16 protein-coding genes and 1 riboswitch are annotated in these 19,775 nt (G+C 59.2%); of the genes, 10 read left to right on the top strand and 6 right to left on the bottom strand.

What is annotated here, in order from left to right; all coding sequences use genetic code 11:
- Nucleotides 1–32: 32 nt before the first annotated feature.
- The gene (moaA, locus tag FHP24_RS00540; RefSeq protein ID WP_139676056.1) at nt 33–1,022 is read right to left on the bottom strand and encodes a GTP 3',8-cyclase MoaA; all 990 of its coding nucleotides are present in this window, start codon (nt 1,020–1,022) and stop codon (nt 33–35) included.
- 198 nt (nt 1,023–1,220) lie between these two features.
- Between moaA and FHP24_RS00535 the strand changes: the two genes are divergently transcribed.
- Genes FHP24_RS00535 through FHP24_RS00525 form a run of 3 tightly spaced genes read left to right on the top strand, consistent with a single transcriptional unit; the run spans nt 1,221 to nt 4,078 of the window.
- The gene (locus tag FHP24_RS00535) at nt 1,221–1,607 is read left to right on the top strand and encodes a gamma-butyrobetaine hydroxylase-like domain-containing protein (protein ID WP_180355841.1); all 387 of its coding nucleotides are present in this window, start codon (nt 1,221–1,223) and stop codon (nt 1,605–1,607) included.
- Between the two features lie 30 nt (nt 1,608–1,637).
- Complete coding sequence (locus FHP24_RS00530) at nt 1,638–3,461, top strand: monovalent cation:proton antiporter-2 (CPA2) family protein (RefSeq protein WP_139671382.1); 1,824 nt, start codon at nt 1,638–1,640, stop codon at nt 3,459–3,461.
- Nucleotides 3,458–4,078, top strand: coding sequence for a pyridoxamine 5'-phosphate oxidase family protein (locus tag FHP24_RS00525; protein WP_139671379.1), 621 nt, complete (start codon nt 3,458–3,460; stop codon nt 4,076–4,078). Before FHP24_RS00530 ends, FHP24_RS00525 begins: the two co-directional genes overlap by 4 nt.
- 47 nt (nt 4,079–4,125) lie before the next feature.
- Here the strand turns inward: FHP24_RS00525 and FHP24_RS00520 are convergent, their stop codons facing one another.
- Both FHP24_RS00520 and fumC read right to left on the bottom strand, forming a co-directional pair.
- Nucleotides 4,126–5,196, bottom strand: coding sequence for a GGDEF domain-containing protein (locus FHP24_RS00520; RefSeq protein ID WP_139671377.1), 1,071 nt, complete (start codon nt 5,194–5,196; stop codon nt 4,126–4,128).
- Between the two features lie 282 nt (nt 5,197–5,478).
- On the bottom strand, nt 5,479–6,870 hold the full coding sequence (gene fumC, locus FHP24_RS00515; protein WP_139671374.1) for a class II fumarate hydratase: 1,392 nt from the start codon (nt 6,868–6,870) through the stop codon (nt 5,479–5,481).
- 404 nt (nt 6,871–7,274) lie between these two features.
- Here fumC and FHP24_RS00510 point away from each other — a divergent pair, with 404 nt between their 5' ends.
- The gene (locus FHP24_RS00510) at nt 7,275–9,224 is read left to right on the top strand and encodes a L,D-transpeptidase family protein (protein ID WP_139671371.1); all 1,950 of its coding nucleotides are present in this window, start codon (nt 7,275–7,277) and stop codon (nt 9,222–9,224) included.
- A 64-nt stretch (nt 9,225–9,288) separates the two neighbouring features.
- Here the strand turns inward: FHP24_RS00510 and FHP24_RS00505 are convergent, their stop codons facing one another.
- Nucleotides 9,289–9,978, bottom strand: a complete 690-nt coding sequence (locus FHP24_RS00505) for an HAD family hydrolase (protein WP_139671369.1) — start codon at nt 9,976–9,978, stop codon at nt 9,289–9,291.
- 176 nt (nt 9,979–10,154) lie between these two features.
- Here FHP24_RS00505 and rpiA point away from each other — a divergent pair, with 176 nt between their 5' ends.
- From rpiA to FHP24_RS00485, 4 genes are all read left to right on the top strand, one after another.
- Nucleotides 10,155–10,856: a ribose-5-phosphate isomerase RpiA gene (gene rpiA, locus FHP24_RS00500; protein ID WP_139671366.1), complete on the top strand. Its 702-nt coding sequence runs from the start codon at nt 10,155–10,157 to the stop codon at nt 10,854–10,856.
- Between the two features lie 12 nt (nt 10,857–10,868).
- Nucleotides 10,869–11,489 (top strand): DUF2059 domain-containing protein, encoded by a 621-nt coding sequence (locus FHP24_RS00495; RefSeq protein WP_139671363.1) that lies wholly within the window; start codon nt 10,869–10,871, stop codon nt 11,487–11,489.
- Between the two features lie 110 nt (nt 11,490–11,599).
- Nucleotides 11,600–12,988, top strand: a complete 1,389-nt coding sequence (gene gor / locus FHP24_RS00490) for a glutathione-disulfide reductase (protein ID WP_139671360.1) — start codon at nt 11,600–11,602, stop codon at nt 12,986–12,988.
- A gap of 175 nt (nt 12,989–13,163) precedes the next feature.
- Entirely contained in the window at nt 13,164–14,537 is a 1,374-nt protein-coding gene (locus FHP24_RS00485) for a class II 3-deoxy-7-phosphoheptulonate synthase (protein WP_139671357.1), read from the top strand.
- 105 nt (nt 14,538–14,642) lie between these two features.
- On the opposite strand, the gene FHP24_RS00480 is transcribed toward FHP24_RS00485, so the two are convergent.
- Nucleotides 14,643–16,373 (bottom strand): pilus assembly protein TadG-related protein, encoded by a 1,731-nt coding sequence (locus FHP24_RS00480; protein ID WP_139671354.1) that lies wholly within the window; start codon nt 16,371–16,373, stop codon nt 14,643–14,645.
- The gene (locus FHP24_RS00475; protein WP_139671351.1) at nt 16,374–16,793 is read right to left on the bottom strand and encodes a TadE family protein; all 420 of its coding nucleotides are present in this window, start codon (nt 16,791–16,793) and stop codon (nt 16,374–16,376) included.
- 202 nt (nt 16,794–16,995) lie between these two features.
- Between FHP24_RS00475 and FHP24_RS00470 the strand changes: the two genes are divergently transcribed.
- Both FHP24_RS00470 and FHP24_RS00465 read left to right on the top strand, forming a co-directional pair.
- The gene (locus tag FHP24_RS00470) at nt 16,996–18,669 is read left to right on the top strand and encodes an NAD+ synthase (protein ID WP_139671348.1); all 1,674 of its coding nucleotides are present in this window, start codon (nt 16,996–16,998) and stop codon (nt 18,667–18,669) included.
- A gap of 17 nt (nt 18,670–18,686) precedes the next feature.
- Nucleotides 18,687–19,517 (top strand): TolB family protein, encoded by an 831-nt coding sequence (locus tag FHP24_RS00465; RefSeq protein ID WP_139676054.1) that lies wholly within the window; start codon nt 18,687–18,689, stop codon nt 19,515–19,517.
- 28 nt (nt 19,518–19,545) lie between these two features.
- Nucleotides 19,546–19,728: riboswitch (cobalamin riboswitch) on the top strand.
- The last annotated feature ends 47 nt before the right edge of the window (nt 19,729–19,775 follow it).

Genomic DNA, 19,775 nt, shown 5'->3' with positions numbered 1-19,775 from the left:
CGTCAACGATGATGTGAGACCGCGACGAGTGGCTACCCGCCGGTGACGCTCATATGCCGGGCGACGGCGGGCCGCTTGTGGGTCCGGTCGATGATGAAATCGTGGCCCTTGGGCTTGCGGGTGATCGCCTCGTCAATCGCGGCCGCCAGATATTCGTTGTCTCCCGACGCACGCAACGCGGTGCGCAGGTCGGCGGCGTCCTCCTGGCCGAGGCACATATAGAGGGTGCCGGTGCAGGTGAGGCGGACGCGGTTGCAGCTCTCGCAGAAATTATGCGTCATGGGCGTGATGAAGCCGAGTCGACCGCCGGTTTCCTTCACCTCGAAATACCGCGCCGGGCCGCCGGTCTTGTAGGGAATGTCGGAAAGCGTGAACTTCTCTTCCAGGCCTGCACGCACCTGCGACAGCGGCAGATAACGGTCGGTGCGGTCCTCGTCGATCTCGCCCATCGGCATTGTTTCGATCAGCGTCAGGTCCATGCCGCGGCCATGCGCGAAACGGATCATCTCGGGGATTTCGAGATCGTTGAAATCCTTCAGCGCCACGGCATTGAGCTTGATCCTGATACCGGCCTTCTGCGCCGCGTCGATGCCATCCATGACCTGCCGGAAATTGCCCCAGCGGGTGATCGCCTTGAACTTGGCCTCGTCCAGCGTATCCAGCGACACGTTGATCCGGCGCACACCGTGATCATGAAGCTCCTGCGCATAGCGGGCAAGCTGAGAGCCGTTGGTTGTCAGCGTCAACTCGTCCAGGCGGCCGGCCTCGATATGTTTGCCGAGTGCTTCGACCAGGAACATGATATTCTTGCGCACAAGCGGCTCGCCGCCCGTGAGGCGGAGCTTGCGCACGCCCTTGGCGATAAAGGCGGTACAGAGCCGGTCGAGCTCCTCAAGCGTCAGCAGATCCTTCTTCGGCAGGAAAGTCATGTTTTCCGCCATGCAATAGGTGCAGCGGAAATCACAGCGGTCCGTCACGGAAACGCGAAGATATGTCACCGATCGGCCGAACGGATCGATCATCGGCGCGTGGGCCGCTGTCGGATCTGCCAGTAGAGGTGGGGCGACTATCGAATTCACGTCTTTTTACTCCTGCTGTCCGAATCTGGTGGCTATCTTGCTTAACGTCAAGGATAGGTTCTGGAACGTGATGATGCGGACAGGGTTGCAGCGAATTGCCGAAATCCATAATCCTGAGCCGATCAAATTGAAAGAGCGGATATGACCGAGGGTTTGAACGACAGCTGGCCGACGGAATTGCGCGTCTCGGCGGACAAAAGAACGCTGACTGTAACATTCGATGACGGCGCGAGCTTTGCCTTGCCTGCAGAACGAATGCGGGTTCTGTCGCCCTCGGCCGAGGTTCAGGGGCACGGACCGGGCCAGAAAGTGACGGTTCCGGGCAAGCGGACGGTCGGGATACGCAATCTCGTGGCGGCCGGAAATTACGCCGTGCGCATCGCCTTCGACGACGGTCACGATAGCGGCATCTTCACCTGGCGCTATCTGCGCGAGCTTGGCACGGACGGCGACGATCTATTTCGACAATACGAAGATGATCTGGCCGCTAAGGGCTTAAGTCGCGATAGTGTCGCACGAGCGCGGTAACGGCAGAACAATATAAAAGGGGGCCAACGGGTGGCAGCAGAATCAAATGCGAGTGAACTGGTCCAGGTCGTGGCCCTTCTCGGTGCGGGCGTCATTGCGGCGCCGCTGTTCAAGAAGATCGGGCTGGGATCCGTTCTGGGCTATCTGGCAGCAGGGCTGGTCATCGGCCCCTTCGGCCTGAAACTCGTTTCCGATCCGCAGGCCATTCTGCATATCGCCGAAATGGGCGTGGTCATGTTCCTGTTCATCATCGGACTCGAGATGCAGCCATCGCGGCTGTGGAGTATGCGCAAAGATATATTCGGGCTTGGCGCCTTGCAGGTCTGTGCCTGTATCGTGGCGCTGATGGCGATCGGCATCGGCTTCGGACAGTCCGCACCGGTGGCATTCGTGGCCGGAACCGGATTCGTGCTGACCTCGACGGCAATCGTCATGCAGATGCTGCAGGAGCGCAATCATCTGCACACCCCGAAGGGCCAGCATATCGTTTCGATCCTGCTGTTCGAGGATCTTGCCATCGTGCCGCTGCTGGCCATCGTGGCGCTGCTTGCTTCGCAAGGCGAGGCTGTATCGCTTTTGGAACGTCTGAAATCCATCGGTGTCGGCTTTGCCGCGCTCGTGGCGCTGGTCGTGGCCGGGCGTTATCTGCTCAACCCGTTCTTCCGGCTGCTCGCCAATTCCGGCGCCCGCGAGGTGATGACGGCCGCAGCATTGCTCGTGGTCCTCGGTTCGGCGCTGCTGATGGATCTTGCCGGCCTTTCCATGGCCATGGGCGCTTTTCTGGCCGGCGTGCTGCTCTCCGAATCATCTTTCCGGCATCAGCTGGAAGCCGATATCGAACCCTTCCGCGGCATTTTGCTCGGCCTTTTCTTCCTCGGCGTCGGCATGGCAGTCGATCTGGCTGTCATCGCGGCCAACTGGCAGCATGTGATCCTCGCGGTGATCGCCTACATGATCGTCAAGGCGCTGGTGATCTATGGCGTCGCAAGGCTTCTCGGTGCACCACACCCGGAAAGTGTGGGACGAGCGATCCTGATGGCGCAGGGCGGCGAGTTTGCCTTCGTGCTCTATGCGGCCGCCACGTCGGTCGGTATTTTTGACGCTGAAACCAATGCTCTGCTGACGGCGACGATCGTGCTGTCCATGGTGGTGACCCCGCTGGTCGTGGCCATTTATGTGCGGATCGCCCCAAAACCGCAGGTCGATACCAGTGGGCTGGATGCGCCGGAGGATATTGCCGGAACAGTGCTGATGATCGGTTTCGGCCGTTTCGGCCAGATCGTCAGCCAGCCTATTCTTGCACGTGGCTATACATTGTCGATCGTCGACAGGGATGCCGAGTTTATTCGCGACATCGGCGATTTCGGCTTCAAGGTCTATTACGGCGACGGATCGCGGCCGGAAATCCTGCATGCGGCGGGCGCTGCGAGTGCCAAGGCGATCCTGATCTGCATCGACGACAAGGAAGCCGCGGTGAAGATCGCCCAGATCGTCAAGGACGAGTTTCCGCTGGTGCCGCTTCTGGCGCGCGCTTACGACCGTGGCCACGCCATCGATCTTCTGAAGGCCGGTGTCGATTACCAGATCCGCGAGACCTACGAATCGGCGCTGAATTTCGGCAGCGAAGTGCTGACCACGCTCGGCGAGGAAGTGGAGCTTGCAGCCCAGATCATCGAGGAGTTCCGCGAGACGGATCGCGAACGTTTCGCCATTGAGCAGATCGGCGGAATTTACGCAGGCCGCTCGCTGATGAAGGGTAATGCGCAGCCGGCAGACGTCATCGCGGCAAGGACAGGCCGCGAGCGTGAACGCCGCGCAGCCGCGCAGGCTGCGGCGCAGGAGGCTGCAACATGAGCGATACAGTTACGATCATAACTTCGGTCGAGGCGCTGAAGGCGATCTATGACGGTGTCAGCGAGGCATCTGTGGCGAAGGTGACCACAGCACTGACACCGGAATATAGGCTGATGATCGAGACTGCCCCGTTTGTCGCCTTGGCGACTGTCGGTCAGGAAGGGCTCGACTGTTCTCCACGCGGCGATGCCGGCGGTGTGGTGAGGGTGAAGGACGACAGCACGCTTCTTCTGCCGGACTGGCGCGGCAACAACCGTGTCGATTCGCTGATCAACATCGTGCGCGATCCGCGGGTCGCTTTGATGTTTCTTGTTCCAGGCTCAAACACGACCATGCGAGTCAACGGCAAGGCCGTGGTCTCTATCGACCCGGCGCTGCTGAACAGTTTCGATATGGATGGAAAACATCCGCGAACGGTAGCGGTTATCACGATCGACGAAGTCTATTTCCAATGTGCCCGTGCGCTGATGCGATCCGAATTGTGGAATGCCGATCGTTTTGTCGATCCTGCAACACTGCCGACCCCTGGACAATTGCTGAAGGCGGCCAAGGCCGATTTCGATCGCGATACATATGATCGGGAGTGGCCGCAGCGTGCGGCCAAAACCATGTGGTGAAACAAAGGATTCTGCGCCAGAGTTGAAAAACGGCCGAACCGAACGCCTTACTTCTTGTAGATCAGCCAGTTTTTGCTGATGTAGTGGCTCTTCATGCTATCTTCGAAGAAGACGGAGCGGTTGCGGCCGCTGTTCTTGGCATAATAAAGTGCCGCGTCCGACTGTGCGTAAAGTTCGCCGGGATCGGCTGCCTGCACGGCCATCGAATAACCGAGCGAGATCGTTACCGGTCCGTAGTTCACGCCGGAGCGGGAATTGCGAAAGGTGCGGGTCTCGAGTGCTCGGCGCACGCGCTCGCAGATCACCATCACCTCGTCGGGCGTATTGCCCTCCACGATGATGGCGAATTCTTCGCCGCCGGTGCGGGCGACGAACACATCCTTGCGGACATTGGCGCGCAGGACCGAAGCGACCGTCGCGAGGATCTTGTCGCCAACCGGGTGACCGAAATTGTCGTTGATCTTCTTGAAATTGTCGATGTCCGCCAGAACCAGCGCAGTGAGGGGCAGTGCAGTCTGATTATCGAAGGAACTCGCCAGGCGTTCATCGAAGGCACGGCGGTTCGACAGCCGCGTCAGCGAATCTGTATTGGCGATGCGCTTGTACTCATCGAGTTCGCGGCGCACCTGATCCATCTCGTTGGATCGCTGCACCATGTCGTCGACGGTCTTTTCTCCCTGCACCATCTTGTCATCGGTAGCCTGATGCAAAAGGCTGATAGCGCTGCGAATGATGTCGGTAGAGAAGCTGCTCTTCGTGTTGATTCTGGACGCGGTCTCGCTGAGCAGCTTGCCGTAGCTCTCAAGCGAGTTCTGTTCCTGGCGCAAAAGTTTCAGCAGCGCATCGAGTTCCCCAAGCAAACGGTCGTTTGCTTTCTCGATAACGGCAGCCTGAGGCCCGCCAAGATAACGTTCTGAAATGATATCCAGGTCTTCCTGAGTGGCCCTGCTGCCAAGCGCAGCGAGTTCTCGCGTCAGATCTGGATTCGACCCGATATAAGCTTCATAAAAAAGTTGATAGTTGCGCGGAATGGGCGAGACGCCCATAGACCGCACTGCATAGATGATCTGCCCCATTAGGTCACCCGAATGCGGCTTCGATGCAGATATCGTCGTCATAGACGACCCCCAGTTAGACCCCACTACATGTATTTGATAAAATCTTATATTAAAAACTATTGGAAAATAATTAATGTTCTATTTCAGAAGCACTTCTCCACAGTTACGGGAAGAAGTTTCGTTATCGCTAAAATTTGTTTCTACTCAATGTGATAGGTAGTTACGTATGGTATTTGAGGATTATTCGTTTTAGTTATATATGTATTTCTATAGAGAAATTTGCGGTATTCAGAGGCCGCATTCCGGCGATGCGCCGGAATGCGGAGTTTCATTCATTATTTTTTACTTCGGACCGATCATGTTTTCCGGACGGACATACTGGTCGAATTCTTCATTCGTCAAGTAACCGCCGCCAACCGCTTCGTCACGCAGTGTCGTGCCGTTCTTGTGGGCGGTCTTGGCGATCTTGGCGCAGATGTCGTAGCCGAGCTTCGAATTCAGCGCAGTGACCAGCATCAACGAGTTTTCGACACCCTTCCTGATGTTGTCTTCGCGCGCCTCGATACCGACAACACAATTGTCGGTGAACGATACCGCGGCATCACCGAGCAACTGCACCGACTGCAGGAAGTTGTAGGCCATCATCGGGTTGTAGACGTTGAGTTCGAAATGCCCCTGGCTGCCGGCGAAGGTAAGCGCAGCATTGTTACCAAAGATGTGGGCGCAAACCTGGGTGAGGGCTTCCGACTGGGTCGGGTTGACCTTGCCTGGCATGATCGAGGAACCCGGCTCGTTTTCCGGCAGCGACAGTTCGCCAAGGCCGGCGCGCGGGCCGGAACCGAGGAAGCGGATGTCGTTGGCGATCTTGAACAGAGCCGTGGCCGCAGCGTTGATGGCGCCATGAGCGAAAACCATCGAATCATGTGAGGCAAGCGCCTCGAACTTGTTTGGCGCGGTGACGAAGGGCAGGCCGGTAATCTTCGAGATTTCGTCGGCGACCTTTTCGGCAAAACCGATCGGTGCATTGAGGCCGGTCCCGACGGCGGTACCGCCCTGGGCAAGCTTCGAAAGTGCCGGCAGTGTCAGTTCTATATTGGCGATCGCCGAGGCGACCTGCGCCGCATAACCGGAAAATTCCTGGCCGAGCGTCAAAGGCGTCGCATCCTGGGTATGCGTGCGGCCGATCTTGATGATGTGGCTGAAGGCCTTGACCTTCGCTTCCAGTGCTTCGTGCAGATGTTTCAGCGACGGCAGAAGGTGACGGACGATCGTTTCGACGCAGGCGATATGCATGGCCGTCGGATAAGTGTCGTTCGACGACTGGCTCATGTTGACGTGGTCGTTGGGGTGAACGGGCTTCTTGGAGCCCATCACGCCGCCGAGCACTTCGATCGCCCGGTTCGAGATCACTTCATTGGCATTCATGTTCGACTGGGTGCCGGAGCCTGTCTGCCAGACGACGAGCGGAAAATGGTCGTCGAGCTTGCCGTCGATGACTTCCTGGGCGGCGTCGATAATCGCCTTGCCGATGCCCTTGTCGAGTCCTGCAAGTTCCATGTTGGCAACGGCCGCGGCCTGCTTGACGATGCCAAGTGCGCGAACCACTGCAAGCGGCTGCTTTTCCCAGCCGATCTTGAAATTGCCAAGCGAACGCTGTGCCTGAGCGCCCCAATAACGGTCGCTCGCGACGTCGATCGGGCCAAAAGTATCGGTTTCGGTGCGGGTCGATGCCATGGTTGCTGCCTTTTCTCCCTGATGCTTCAGCCGGCGGCGCACTCCTTGGAGTATATGAAGGGAGGCGTACCGTACCGGCGCGGCGCATTACTATACGATTGCCGAATGTCCGCAAGCGGCCGTTGCGGCTTTTTGCAGCAGGTAATGCGTGTCGTTCATGACACGGTGATGCAATTTATATGGTGGATTTGCGGATCTTTTTGATTTGCAACAAGCGTTCGTCAGTAAAAAATTAACCAATAATTTCTTAACCTTTGCTCTGAATGAAGCGTCGCTTATTTCCGTCCGTCGGAACCGAGAAGTGAACGACCGTTTTCTTTCCATCCCTCACGCGATCGGATAGATGGCGTGATACTGAAGTCGAGCCCGCCAACGAGACGCGGACGAAGGTCACGGGGACTACATTGCAGCACACACATAAGAAGACATCGATCGCGCTGGCGCTCGTGTCGGGTATTTCGATCTTTGCAGGAGCATCCGTTCCCGCCCATGCAATCACTCTCATGGACATTCTTCGCGGAGGTCCGGGCAAGCGGGACAGTGCTGCGCAAGCGAATGCCAGGGCGCAGGAATCCATGCCGAGTGAACGCGCTCTGGCAGACCCCGAGCCCCTGCCGAAGGTTTCCGGACCCCGTTACTACACCTACAAGGCAGACAGCCAGCGTCTGGTAAGGACATCGGGCTTTGCAGCGGCTGCCGCCGCAACCGGTGCTTTTCACTCGCTCGTCAATGCAAGGGTCTCGGCGCCTGCCGACATCGCTTCGGCTCTTGAAGCCTATTACGGCAAGGCCGGCGAGCCGGTCTGGGTGTCGCAGGACGATGTCAACGAAAAGGCGAGGAGCGTTCTGGCCCTCTTCGAACGAGCCGGAGAATATGGCCTCGATCCTGCCGATTATCTGCTTTCCGCGCCGTCGCTGACGACTGCAAGCGTCGAGACTGTCGCCGCACCCGTGACGGATGTTGCTGCTCCTGCAGAATCGCCGACTGCCGAGGCTGCTGCCACGACCGTTGAGGCTGCGCCTACAAGCGAACCTGCCCCGGCTTTGGCCCATGAACAGGCGCTGATGCAGTTCGAGCTCGCCTTGTCTGCCAAGGCCATGCTGTTTGCGCAGGACATGGTGCGCGGTCGCATCGACCCCAACCGGATTTCCGGTTACCACGACTTCAAGCGCAAGGACGCCAACCTTGCATCTGTCCTTCCGTTTGCCGCCAAGGAAGCCGATGCTGCCGGTTACCTGGCCGGCCTGGCGCCGCAGGGACCTAATTTCCAGGCGCTGAAGACCGAACTTGCAAAGCTGAAGGCTGAGGCAGCTAATGCCGGTGACGATATTGCGCTTCCGGAAAAACTGCTGATCAAGCCCGGCAATGCCAGCACCGACCTTCCGCTGATCGTTGCGGTGATCGAAAAGAAGGGTTCCGAGGCACTCAAGACGCAGCACGCTGCAACGCTTGCGGCCTACCAGAAGACCCCGGAATACACGCCGGAGCTCGTCGATCTGGTAAAGTCGTTCCAGGGCGAAGTCGGCCTGAAGGCTGACGGCGTCATCGGCACTGCGACGTTGCGCAAGATGGCAGGTCATTCGCCGCAGGCGATGATCGACAAGGTTGTCGTTGCCATGGAACAGGCCCGCTGGTTACCGGACGATCTCGGCCAGCGTTACGTCTTCATCAACCAGCCGGCTTTCCGCGTCTATTATCACGATCACGGCGCCGAACAGTTCTCGATGCGCGCCGTCGTCGGCGCCAAGGCCCACCAGACCTTCTTCTTCCAGGACATGATCCAGACGGTCGAGTTCAACCCCTATTGGGGTGTGCCGCAGTCGATCATCGTCAACGAGATGCTGCCGAAGCTGCGTCAGGACCCGAGCTATCTCGACCGTACGGGTTACGAAGTGGCCGTCAACGGCAAGGTCATGCCGTCAAGCAGCGTCAACTGGTATGGTTCGACCCAGAACATCTCTGTGCGCCAGCCGCCATCCAGCGACAATGCTCTCGGCGATCTGAAGATCCTGTTCCCGAACGCCCATGCGATCTACATGCATGACACGCCTTCGAAGAGCTTCTTCCAGCGTGACATGCGTGCGCTCAGCCATGGATGCGTGCGTCTGCAGGAGCCGCGCAAGATGGCGGCCGCCGTGCTTGGGATAACCGAGCAGCAGGTCGATGCAGAAATTGCCGCCGGCAAGAATGTTGCCGAAAAGGTGAACGCGAAGATCCCGGTCTATGTCGCCTATTTCACAGCATGGCCGAACAAGGATGGTGCGGTCGAATATTTCGACGACGTCTATGACCGCGACACGTCGGTCAAGAAGGCTTTCGATGCCACGACCACGGCGCGCGCTACGCGTAGCTGATCTGCTTAAAGCGTTTCCGATATGAAAAGAGGCGGCCGGTTGGCCGCCTCTTTTGTTTTTGGCTTCAGGAGGCGACTTTGCTGGTCACGAGCAGGTCGTTCACCAGGTCGACCGTGAGCGCATCGAAATGGCTGATCACCGTGCTTGGCGAAAGGCTGGCGATCGGAACGTCGGAATAACCGAAATCGACCCCGATCGACGGAATGCCTGCATTCTTGGCGGCGAGAATGTCGTTGATACTATCGCCGACCATGATCGCATGATCCCGCTTGCCGCCAGCGTTTTCGATCGTTCCGAAGATATGGGCGGCATCGGGCTTGCGAACGGGGAACGTATCGCCACCGGTAATCGCGGCAAAATGGCCGGAGAGGCCGAGCGCTTCGATCAACGGGATAGCCAGCGCCTCGCTTTTGTTGGTGCAGATGGCAAGCGTCATGCCGGCGGCCGCGAGGCGTTCCAGGCATTCTACGACACCTGCAAACGGCTGGCTCTTGCCGGGCATGTTCTGGCGGTAGTGGTCGACAAACAGATTGAACAGGGTATCCGTTTCCGTCTCGTCGAGCTTCACCTTGCGCAACTCGAAAGCACGCTTGATCATCACCCGCGCGCCCTGGCCGACAAGGTGGGTCAGGTCGTCGAATGTCACGGGAGCGAGATCGGCTGACGCAATCGTGTGATTGAGGCTATCGATCAGATCAGGCGCGGTATCGATCAACGTTCCGTCGAGATCGAAGATGACGAGGGGAGAACTCACGGGGGATTACCTCACTGCTGCTTTGAATGGCTGCTCCGGTTAAGCATGCCGGGGCGCCATTTGAAAGGCCACCAGTGCCGCATGTTGGCAGTGAGAAACGACGGCAAGGGTCTTCCGCTCTCCCGATGAGGCGTGTAAACAGCCTCTCGGCGAAAACAGCGGGGAGCGACAGGCGGATGGACGCCCGGGAAATGAAGGTCAAGGCGGCGGCTGCGGCACTTGCGCATGTCGAGGACGGGATGAGGCTCGGCATCGGAACCGGATCGACGGCAGAGGAATTCGTCCGCCTGCTGGCCGAGAAGGTTCATGGAGGATTGCGCGTTCAAGGCGTCCCGACATCGGAACGCACTGCACGGCTTTGCCTGGAGCTTGGCGTTTCGCTTAAATCTCTCGACGAACTTCCGGAGCTCGATCTGACGATCGATGGTGCCGATGAGCTGGATGGCAACCTGACCCTGATAAAGGGCGGCGGCGGTGCATTGCTGCGCGAAAAGATCGTCGCGGCTGCATCCGAGCGTGTCATCGTGATTGCTGATGAGAGCAAACTGGTGGAGACGCTCGGCGCTTTCCCATTGCCGATCGAGATCAATCCGTTCGGGCAGATGGCGACGCGCATTTCGATCGAAAAGGCGGCTGCGAGACTGGGTCTCGGCGGTTCGCTTTCCATGCGCAAAAGCGGTGATGAACTCTTCACCACCGATGGCGGCCACTACATCGTCGACGCATCTTTTGGCCGCATTCCTGATGCAGAGGCACTGTCTGCCGAACTGCATTCAATTCCAGGCGTCGTGGAACACGGACTTTTCATTCATATGGCGTCCCTTGCGATCATCGCCGGCCCGGCGAGAGCGCGGACGCTTCAGGCCAAATTAAAGTAGGAGCATTCACTCATGATCAAATCCGCGGTTTTTGGCCGTGCCGTTGTGCTAGCCGTTCTTCTGTCCGGCTCCGTGGCTGTTCAGGCGCGCGCCCAGGAAATTCCGGAGGCTCATCTGGCCGCGGCGCGCGAAGCGATCAAGGCGCTCAACGTCACGGATCGTTACGACAACATCCTGCCGGCTGTTGCCGAAAACCTGAAGGCGCAGTTCATCCAGTCGTCGCCGAATTTCCAGGACCAGATTTCCGCCATCGTCAACGAGCAGGCCCTGGCTCTCGCTCCGCGTCGTGCAGACCTCGAAAAGGAAGCAGCGACCATCTACGCAAAGAGCTTCTCGGCCGACGAACTGAAGGCCATCGCAACCTTCTTCAATACGGAAGCCGGCAAGAAGCTGATGACCAGCACGCCGCTCGTGGCCCGTGAACTCGGCCGTGCAGCCGAGATCTGGAGCAACGGCATTTCGCGTGACCTGACGGCCCAGAGCACGGCAAAGCTGCGTGGCGTGATTGATGCCAACCCGGTGCAGATGCCGACGGCAGAAGCCGCTCCGGCCCCCGCAGCTCCGGCGCCTGCCGCAGCCGCTCCGGCCCCTGCGCGCGCGCCGGCACCGACGCTCAACCTGCCGAAGCCATAATCGGCTGAGGAAAGCAGGACGTTTATCAAAAGCCTGGAGCGATCCGGGCTTTTTCTTGTTCAGGAACATGCCTATATGCGGCATCACCCCATATGCCGAAGGAGACTAGAATGGCCGCCTATGACTACGATCTGTTTGTAATTGGCGGAGGCTCCGGTGGTGTAAGGGCAGGGCGTGTCGCGGCCAGCCTCGGCAAGAAGGTCGGCATCGCCGAGGAATATCGTTTCGGCGGCACCTGCGTCATCCGCGGCTGCGTGCCGAAGAAGCTTTTCGTCTACGCATCGCAATTTCACGAGCATTTCGAGGACGCCGCCGGTTTCGGCTGGGAGGTCGGAAAAAGCACGTTCGACTGGAAGAAGCTAATCGAAGCCAAGGACAAGGAAATCGCCCGTCTGGAAGGGCTTTATCGTCGTGGGCTTGAAAACAACAAGGCCGGGATTTTCGATAGCCGTGCAGAACTGGTCGATGCCCACACGGTGCGGCTCATCAAGACCGGCGAGACGGTGACGGCCGAACGGATCGTGATTGCCACAGGCGGCGTTGCCAACCCGCATAGCGCGCTTCCCGGTCACGAGCTTTGCATAACCTCCAACGAGGCGTTCCATCTCGAAACCCTGCCGAAGTCGATCCTGATCGCCGGCGGCGGTTATATTGCGGTTGAATTCGCCAACATCTTTCACGGTCTCGGCGTCGACACAACGCTGATCTATCGCGGCAAGGAAATCCTCTCCCGCTTCGACCATGACATGCGTCAGGGCCTGCACAAGGCGATGGCGGAAAAGGGCATCAAGATCATCCTCACCGACGTCATCGAGGACGTCACCAAGGCGTCTGAGGGCGGCCTCACCGCTCGTACCAAGTGCGGCGAGACGCTCTCCGTCGATACGGTCATGCTGGCCCTCGGCCGCGATCCGTATACCAAGGGTCTCGGACTTGAGGCGGCCGGTGTGAAGACCGACGAGCGCGGCGCAATCGTCGTCGACGAATATTCCCGCACCAACGTGGAAAATATCTATGCGCTCGGCGACGTCACCGACCGGGTACAGCTGACGCCGGTCGCGATCCACGAAGCCATGTGTTTCATCGAGACGGTCTATCGCAACAATCCGACTTCGCCGGATTACGACCTGATCCCGACAGCCGTTTTCTCGCAGCCTGAAATCGGCACGGTCGGGCTTTCGGAAGAGGAAGCCGCCAAGCGTTATGACGAGCTTGAAGTCTACCGCGCCGAATTCCGCCCGATGAAGGCAACGCTGTCGGGCCGCTCGGAGCGGATGATCATGAAGCTGATCGTCGATGCGGCCAGCCGCAAGGTCGTCGGCGCCCATATCCTCGGCCACGAGGCAGGCGAGATGGCGCAGCTTCTCGGTATCTGCCTGAAGGCGAGCGCAACCAAGGACGACTTCGACCGGACGATGGCGCTGCATCCGTCGGCGGCCGAAGAACTGGTGACGATGTACAACCCGAGCTACCGGGTGAAGAACGGCGAGCGGGTCTGAGACCCGCCGGATTTCGGATGCCGGAGACGCTTTCAAGGGTTTCTCCGGCAACGGATCGTTCACTGAAACGGCCGGTCCAAACCGGCTAGGCAAAGGCGGCATCACGGTCTATAAGCCGCCTCTATTGTGAAGAGGAATGGCCGGACCCGGTGGTCCGGTCCCACAGGTGAGACAAATGGCACAGAATTGGACCCCGAACAGCTGGCGCAACAAGCCGATCCAGCAGGTTCCGGCATATCCCGATCAGGCCGCTCTGGCGGCGACAGAAGCCCAGCTGGCGAAGTTTCCCCCGCTCGTCTTTGCCGGTGAGGCGCGTCGCCTCAAGGCACAGCTTGCCAAGGTTGCCGAAGGCGATGCCTTCCTGCTGCAGGGCGGCGATTGCGCCGAGAGCTTCTATGAGCATGGCGCGGACAATATCCGCGACTTTTTCCGCTCGTTCCTGCAGATGGCCGTCGTCCTGACCTATGGCGCGCAGCTGCCGGTCGTGAAGGTCGGCCGTATTGCCGGTCAGTTTGCCAAGCCGCGCTCCTCGAATTTCGAGAAGCAGGGTGAGATCGAGCTGCCGTCCTACCGCGGCGACATCATCAACGGCATCGACTTCACGGAAGCTTCGCGTATTCCGAACCCGGAGCGCCAGCTCGACGCCTATCGTCAGTCGGCTGCAACGCTGAACCTTTTGCGCGCGTTCGCCATGGGTGGTTATGCCAACCTGGAAAACGTCCACAAGTGGATGCTCGGTTTCGTCAAGGATAGTCCGCAGGGCGAGCGTTACAAGAAGCTGGCGGATCGCATCAGCGAGACGATGGACTTCATGCGTGCGATCGGGATCACGGCCGACAACCAGCCGAGCCTGCGCGAAACGGATTTCTTCACCAGCCACGAAGCACTGCTTCTCGGCTACGAGGAAGCGTTCACGCGCGTCGATTCGACCTCCGGTGACTGGTACGCGACTTCCGGCCATATGTTGTGGATCGGTGACCGTACCCGGCAGCTCGACCATGCGCATGTGGAGTATTTCCGCGGCATCAAGAACCCGATCGGTCTGAAATGCGGCCCGTCGTTGCAGCCGGACAACCTGATCGAGCTGATCGATGCGCTGAACCCTGCCAACGAGGCCGGCCGTCTGACGTTGATCTGCCGTTTCGGCCATGACAAGGTTGCGGAACATCTACCGAAGCTGATCCGCGCCGTCGAGCGCGAGGGCAAGAAAGTGGTTTGGTCCTGCGATCCGATGCATGGCAACACGATCACGCTCAACAACTACAAGACCCGGCCGTTCGACCGGATCCTGTCGGAAGTGGAAAGCTTCTTCCAGATCCACCGCGCCGAAGGCACGCATCCGGGTGGTATCCATGTCGAAATGACCGGCAAGGACGTGACTGAATGCACCGGTGGCGCCCGCGCCGTGACCGGCGCAGATCTGCAGGATCGTTACCACACCCATTGCGACCCGCGCCTCAATGCGGATCAGGCACTGGAACTGGCCTTCCTTCTGGCCGAGCGGATGAAGACCGGCCGTGACGAAAAGCGGATGGTCGTCAACGGCTGACCCAAATCGCGTTTCACGCATCAGGAATCAAACAGGGCCGGCAATCGCCGGCCCTGTTCTTTTCTCGCCCGGGTGCTGAACAAAATTGCCGGACGAGTACTGAGCTTACTGAACGAGGACCGGATTGCGGCATGATGCGCCGCCGACCCGCACGTCGACCTCTCCGACCTTGACGCCGATGATGGACAGGACACTGTAGAGAACCTGGTCGAGTGGCGTGGTCAGCAGTCTCAACGTGTCGGCGAGCCCGCCAAGCAGTGCGGAAGGCACTTCGACCCTCAGGCCCAGAATTTCGACTTCGAGCTGCAGGTTCTTGAGCAGCGAATCCACCAGCGTCGAGACGGTGTTTTTCGTCGAGGCCTGTTTCACCTTCTGGCTCGATATGTCCGAGGGGGAGAAGGAAAGCTGCGTGGTGTTCACATTGGTCGCATTGGCATAGGCGAGCGCTGTCAGATTAAGTGCAGGTGTCGCGACCATCTTGGTCTTGGTCACGCGCGGGTCCTTGCCGAAATTGGCAAAGGCTGACTTGTCGACATCGCCGAGCGACAGTTCCAGCACGCCCGGAACGGCCTCGACATTCACCGTCGCTCCGGTCGCGCCGCTGGGGCAGGTGATCGACGACATGCGGCCTTCCGCATTGGCGACTTCGAGATAGAGCGGCACCTTGATCTTGATGCCGAGCAGGCCGGTAAGGCCGTCGACTGTCGTTGTCAGGGCGACACGCGTCTGGGCGGTCCGCACGATCGAGCCGGTTCTGCCGATACCAAGTGCTTTCGAACCGACAGGAGGCTCGCCGACCGCCACCGACAGGGTCAACCCGCCGAGACCGGGTATGGTTGCGCCGAGATCGAGGTCTATCTGGTTGGTGCCGCCATTTGCGGCATTCGCCGTGGCGCTGATCAGGTTGAATATATCCGTCTGCACGGTCAGGCCGTCGCTCTTGCCGATCAGCCGCGAGCCGAGCGGTCCGATATCCATGATGTCCTTCAGCTTGACGGTAAGCTTGGTGTTACCGAGCGTCTTTTCCAGCGACTTGACGATCGCCGCCACGGCAGGTGTGACGCCGGTCGTCTGGCCGATGGCGTTCAGGAGCGTGCCGTAGGAAATATCGGTGTTGAGCAGGTCGGTATAGGTGCCGGCTGTCAGGTTGAGCTTGATCGCCAGTTGGTCAAAGACCTTGAGCAGGTCGATATTGGCATTGGCCAGCGATTGGTAATCCATCACCGACAGGTTGACGGTGGTTCCGAGAAGGTTGCCGAGCAGCGCGTTGACGACCCCGCCGTTAAGGCTGGCAAGACGGGAGCCGACAGAGAATGACGCCATCTTGTCGATCGCGGCCGTGCCGCTGGCATTCAGCATCGGCGCCTTTGTCAGAGAACCGCCGAAGAAAAGCCCGCCCTTCTGGTAAACGTTGACTTTAACGGCATCATAGGGGGCGACGCCGGACTGGAAGCGGGTGCCGACGGCGACCGAAGAATCGGCCTGGTACCGCCCGCTGATCACTTCGGCATAAGCCTCGAACTTATCGAACACTGTCTCCAGGGTGAAGGCAACGGGTGCCCCCTTGTTCAGAAGTTGTCCGTTTTTCAGGACGGCGATGTTCTTGTTGTTGAGGTTCATATAGTCCGCGACGCCGGTCTCGGGACTGCTCGGGTTGGAGGCAGCGGAAATTGCCGCTAGGTCGGCGGTCGTCTGTAATTCGCGCTGCTGCAGGGTCAGGTATCCGTAATCGACTCCCAGCGCGAGCGCGCTGATCATCAGCGGCAGGCAAAGCGCCGCGGTGATCGCAACATTCCCGGCTTCGCTGGCGAACCATTTTCTCCCGGTGGATGACATTCAGATGCCTCCGACGCGAACGGTTGCGAACCGTTTGATCTGACTGCTCGGCATGGCGTAGGTGAAGAGACTGAAGATCGGCAGGTTGCTGGCGTCGTAGGTGAGCGCCACGGTGAACTGGTTCGGATTGGTCGGATCGGCCTGGGCGGTCATCGTCAGCTTCGATTTGTCGAGGAATGCACTGTCGATCGTCGAACGGGAAACGAAATCCGCCACGAGGCTCTTGCGCTCGGTGTCGCTCATGCCGGCAACGGCAGTGCGTGCGGCGTCTGCCGCCAGCTGCTGCACGGAATGGGCGGCCGACAGATAGATACCGTAGGCGATCATGCTGAGCAGGGCGAGAAAGAAGAGTGGGGAGACGATGGCAAACTCGACCGCCGCCGCCCCAGATGTATTGGTCATGTACCGCCGGATACGCATCCGTCTCCTCCGATCTCTTTTTGAACGGATTATCCGCATCATCAATTAAGGCATCACTAAAATAGATGAGACGAATATAAAGAAGTGATCTGGAGCGGCGAAGGCGGCGGATCGGACGGGAGATCGATCGCCGACGACTGTCGCCGAAAATTCACCTGCCAAGACCGTTGCGACAAATGCGTCGTGGCATTAAATCTCGGTCATGACCCAGAATGATCCCAAGACTTTGCGTATCGCGATTGCCCAGCTCAATCCCACGGTCGGCGATGTCGCCGGCAATCTTGCTCTGGCCCGCGAGGCCCGTCGGGATGCCGCCCGCGAGGGTGCCGATCTCCTGATGCTCACCGAGCTTTTCATTTCGGGTTATCCGCCGGAAGATCTCGTGCTCAAGCCATCGTTCCTGACGGCCTGCCTCAAGGCTGTCGAGGCGCTCGCTGCCGACACCGCGGATGGCGGACCGGGCGTTCTCATCGGTTTCCCACGCCAGGGCGAGACAGGGCGCCACAATGCCGTGGCACTGCTCGATGCCGGCAATATCGTCGCGATTCGCGACAAGATCGATTTGCCGAATTACGGAGAGTTCGACGAAAAGCGCGTCTTTACCGAGGGATCAATTTCCGGCCCCTACAATTTCAGGGGGATTCGCATCGGTGTTCCGATCTGCGAGGAGATCTGGAACGAAATGGGCGTCTGCGAGACGCTGGCTGAGAGTGGTGCGGAGATCCTGCTGGTGCCGAACGGCTCCCCTTATTATCGCGGCAAACTCGATGTCCGGTATCAGGTGGCCCTGCGGCAGGTGATCGAAAGCGGTCTGCCGCTGGTCTTTGCAAACCAGCTCGGCGGCCAGGACGAACTGGTCTTCGACGGTGCGAGCTTCGCCTTTAACGCCGACAAGTCTTTGGCCTTCCAGCTTTCGCAATTCGAGCCGGCCATCGTCGTCACCGACTGGAGACGCGAAGAGGGCGGATGGCGCTGCCAGCCCGGCCCGATGGTGCGTATCCCCGAAAAGGAAGAGGCCGACTACCACGCCTGCATGCTCGGCTTCCGCGACTATGTGAACAAGAACGGTTTCAAGTCGGTGGTGCTGGGCTTGTCCGGCGGTATCGATTCGGCGGTCTGCGCGGCGATCGCCGTCGATGCGCTGGGCGAGGAGAGGGTGCGCACTATCATGCTGCCCTATCGTTACACGTCGGAAGATTCGTTCAAGGATGCCGCCGACTGCGCCAGAGCGCTCGGCTGCCGCTACGATATCGTGCCGATTGCAGATCCCGTCGAAGGATTTCTCGCGTCGCTTTCGGATATGTTCGAGGGCACGGACGAAGGTATTACCGAAGAGAACCTGCAGAGCCGCACGCGCGGCACGATCCTGATGGCGATCTCCAACAAGTTTGGCTCCATGGTGGTGACGACCGGCAACAAGTCGGAAATGTCGGTCGGTTATGCGACGCTCTACGGCGACATGAACGGCGGGTTCAACCCGATCAAGGACCTCTACAAGATGCAGGTCTACGCGCTGGCAGAATGGCGCAACCACAATGTACCTGCAGGCGCGCTCGGTCCGTCCGGCGAGGTGATCCCGCAGAACATCATTTCGAAGGCGCCATCAGCCGAATTGCGGCCGGACCAGACCGACCAGGATTCGCTGCCGCCCTATCCGGCGCTGGACGACATTCTTGAATGCCTGGTGGAGCTGGAGATGGGCACGGACGACATTGTCGCCCGCGGTCATGATGTGGCGACCGTTCACCGGATCGAGCATCTGCTCTATCTTGCCGAATACAAACGGCGGCAGTCGGCACCGGGTGTGAAGATCACCAAGAAGAACTTTGGCCGCGACCGTCGTTACCCGATCACCAACCGCTTCCGCGACAGGTAAGGGAGGCGATCGTGGCGCTGCGCAGTTCCGTCGAAATCTACAATATCCGCACCCGTCAAAGCCGGATTGTCTGGCAAACGGAGCGATTGTTCGAAGCACCGAACTGGTCGCCGGATGGTGACTATCTGATGCTCAATGCCGATGGTCTGATCTATCGTCTGTCTCCAACCGGTGACGACGGCCCGAAGCGGGTCGATACGGGCTTTGCGACGCTCTGCAACAACGACCACGGCATTTCGCCGGACGGATCTCTGATTGCGGTATCGGACAAGGTCGCGTTCGGCAAATCGGCGATCTACGTGCTGGAGGCTGAGGGCGGAACACCGAAGCTGATTACGGAAAACCTGCCCTCTTACTGGCATGGCTGGTCGCCGGACGGAAAGACATTCGCTTATTGCGGCATCCGCGATCAGGTCTTCGACATCTATACGATCGGCATCGATGGCAAAAACGAGACGAGGCTGACATTCGGCGAGGGTCGCAATGACGGGCCGGATTATTCGCCGGATGGCTGCTGGATCTACTTCAATTCCAGCCGCACGGAGCTGATGCAGATCTGGCGGGTTCCGGCAACCGGTGGCGACGCGGAGCGCATCACCCGCAGCGATTTCGGCGACTGGTTTCCGCATCCGTCGCCGAAGGGTAACAAGATCGTTTTCGTCTCTTACGACGCCGACGTCTTCGACCATCCGCGCGATCAGAATGTCCGCGTCCGGCTAATGGATATGGATGGAGGCAATGTCGAAACCCTGTTCGAACTGTTTGGCGGGCAAGGCACGATGAACTCTCCCAACTGGTCACCGGATGGTGATGAATTTGCTTATGTCCGCTATTTCCCTGCGGCGTGAACGGCCTTGCGCCGGCCCTATTCAATCAGCATAACGACACCCGTCAGGTGCCCATCCTCGATGGGAGAATCGGGAAGCCGGTGAAATTCCGGCACGTGCCCAACGCTGTGAGGTGGACGGTCGTCGTCTTGATGCCACTGGATCTTTCCGGGAAGGCGGCGATGACCGGATGATGCCAAGTCAGAAGACCGGCCTGACGAGATGGACCGATCCGCGCGGACGGCGGACAGGTTGCGTGGTTTGCGGGCTGTCGTGACG

The sequence above is a fragment of the Aliirhizobium smilacinae genome, from assembly GCF_006335145.1.
Classification (GTDB): Bacteria; Pseudomonadota; Alphaproteobacteria; order Rhizobiales; family Rhizobiaceae; genus Neorhizobium; species Neorhizobium smilacinae.
The sequence above is the reverse complement of the archived record's forward strand: the minus strand, read 5'-3'. Positions and strand labels throughout refer to the sequence as shown.

Coding starts and splice junctions, on each gene's coding strand:
- moaA (WP_139676056.1), bottom strand. CDS start 1,022: ATGATCGATCCGTTCGGCCGATCGGTGACATATCTTCGCGTTTCCGTG.
- FHP24_RS00535 (WP_180355841.1), top strand. CDS start 1,221: ATGACCGAGGGTTTGAACGACAGCTGGCCGACGGAATTGCGCGTCTCG.
- FHP24_RS00525 (WP_139671379.1), top strand. CDS start 3,458: ATGAGCGATACAGTTACGATCATAACTTCGGTCGAGGCGCTGAAGGCG.
- FHP24_RS00520 (WP_139671377.1), bottom strand. CDS start 5,196: ATGACGACGATATCTGCATCGAAGCCGCATTCGGGTGACCTAATGGGG.
- fumC (WP_139671374.1), bottom strand. CDS start 6,870: ATGGCATCGACCCGCACCGAAACCGATACTTTTGGCCCGATCGACGTC.
- rpiA (WP_139671366.1), top strand. CDS start 10,155: ATGGACGCCCGGGAAATGAAGGTCAAGGCGGCGGCTGCGGCACTTGCG.
- FHP24_RS00495 (WP_139671363.1), top strand. CDS start 10,869: ATGATCAAATCCGCGGTTTTTGGCCGTGCCGTTGTGCTAGCCGTTCTT.
- gor (WP_139671360.1), top strand. CDS start 11,600: ATGGCCGCCTATGACTACGATCTGTTTGTAATTGGCGGAGGCTCCGGT.
- FHP24_RS00485 (WP_139671357.1), top strand. CDS start 13,164: ATGGCACAGAATTGGACCCCGAACAGCTGGCGCAACAAGCCGATCCAG.
- FHP24_RS00480 (WP_139671354.1), bottom strand. CDS start 16,373: ATGTCATCCACCGGGAGAAAATGGTTCGCCAGCGAAGCCGGGAATGTT.
- FHP24_RS00475 (WP_139671351.1), bottom strand. CDS start 16,793: ATGCGTATCCGGCGGTACATGACCAATACATCTGGGGCGGCGGCGGTC.
- FHP24_RS00470 (WP_139671348.1), top strand. CDS start 16,996: ATGACCCAGAATGATCCCAAGACTTTGCGTATCGCGATTGCCCAGCTC.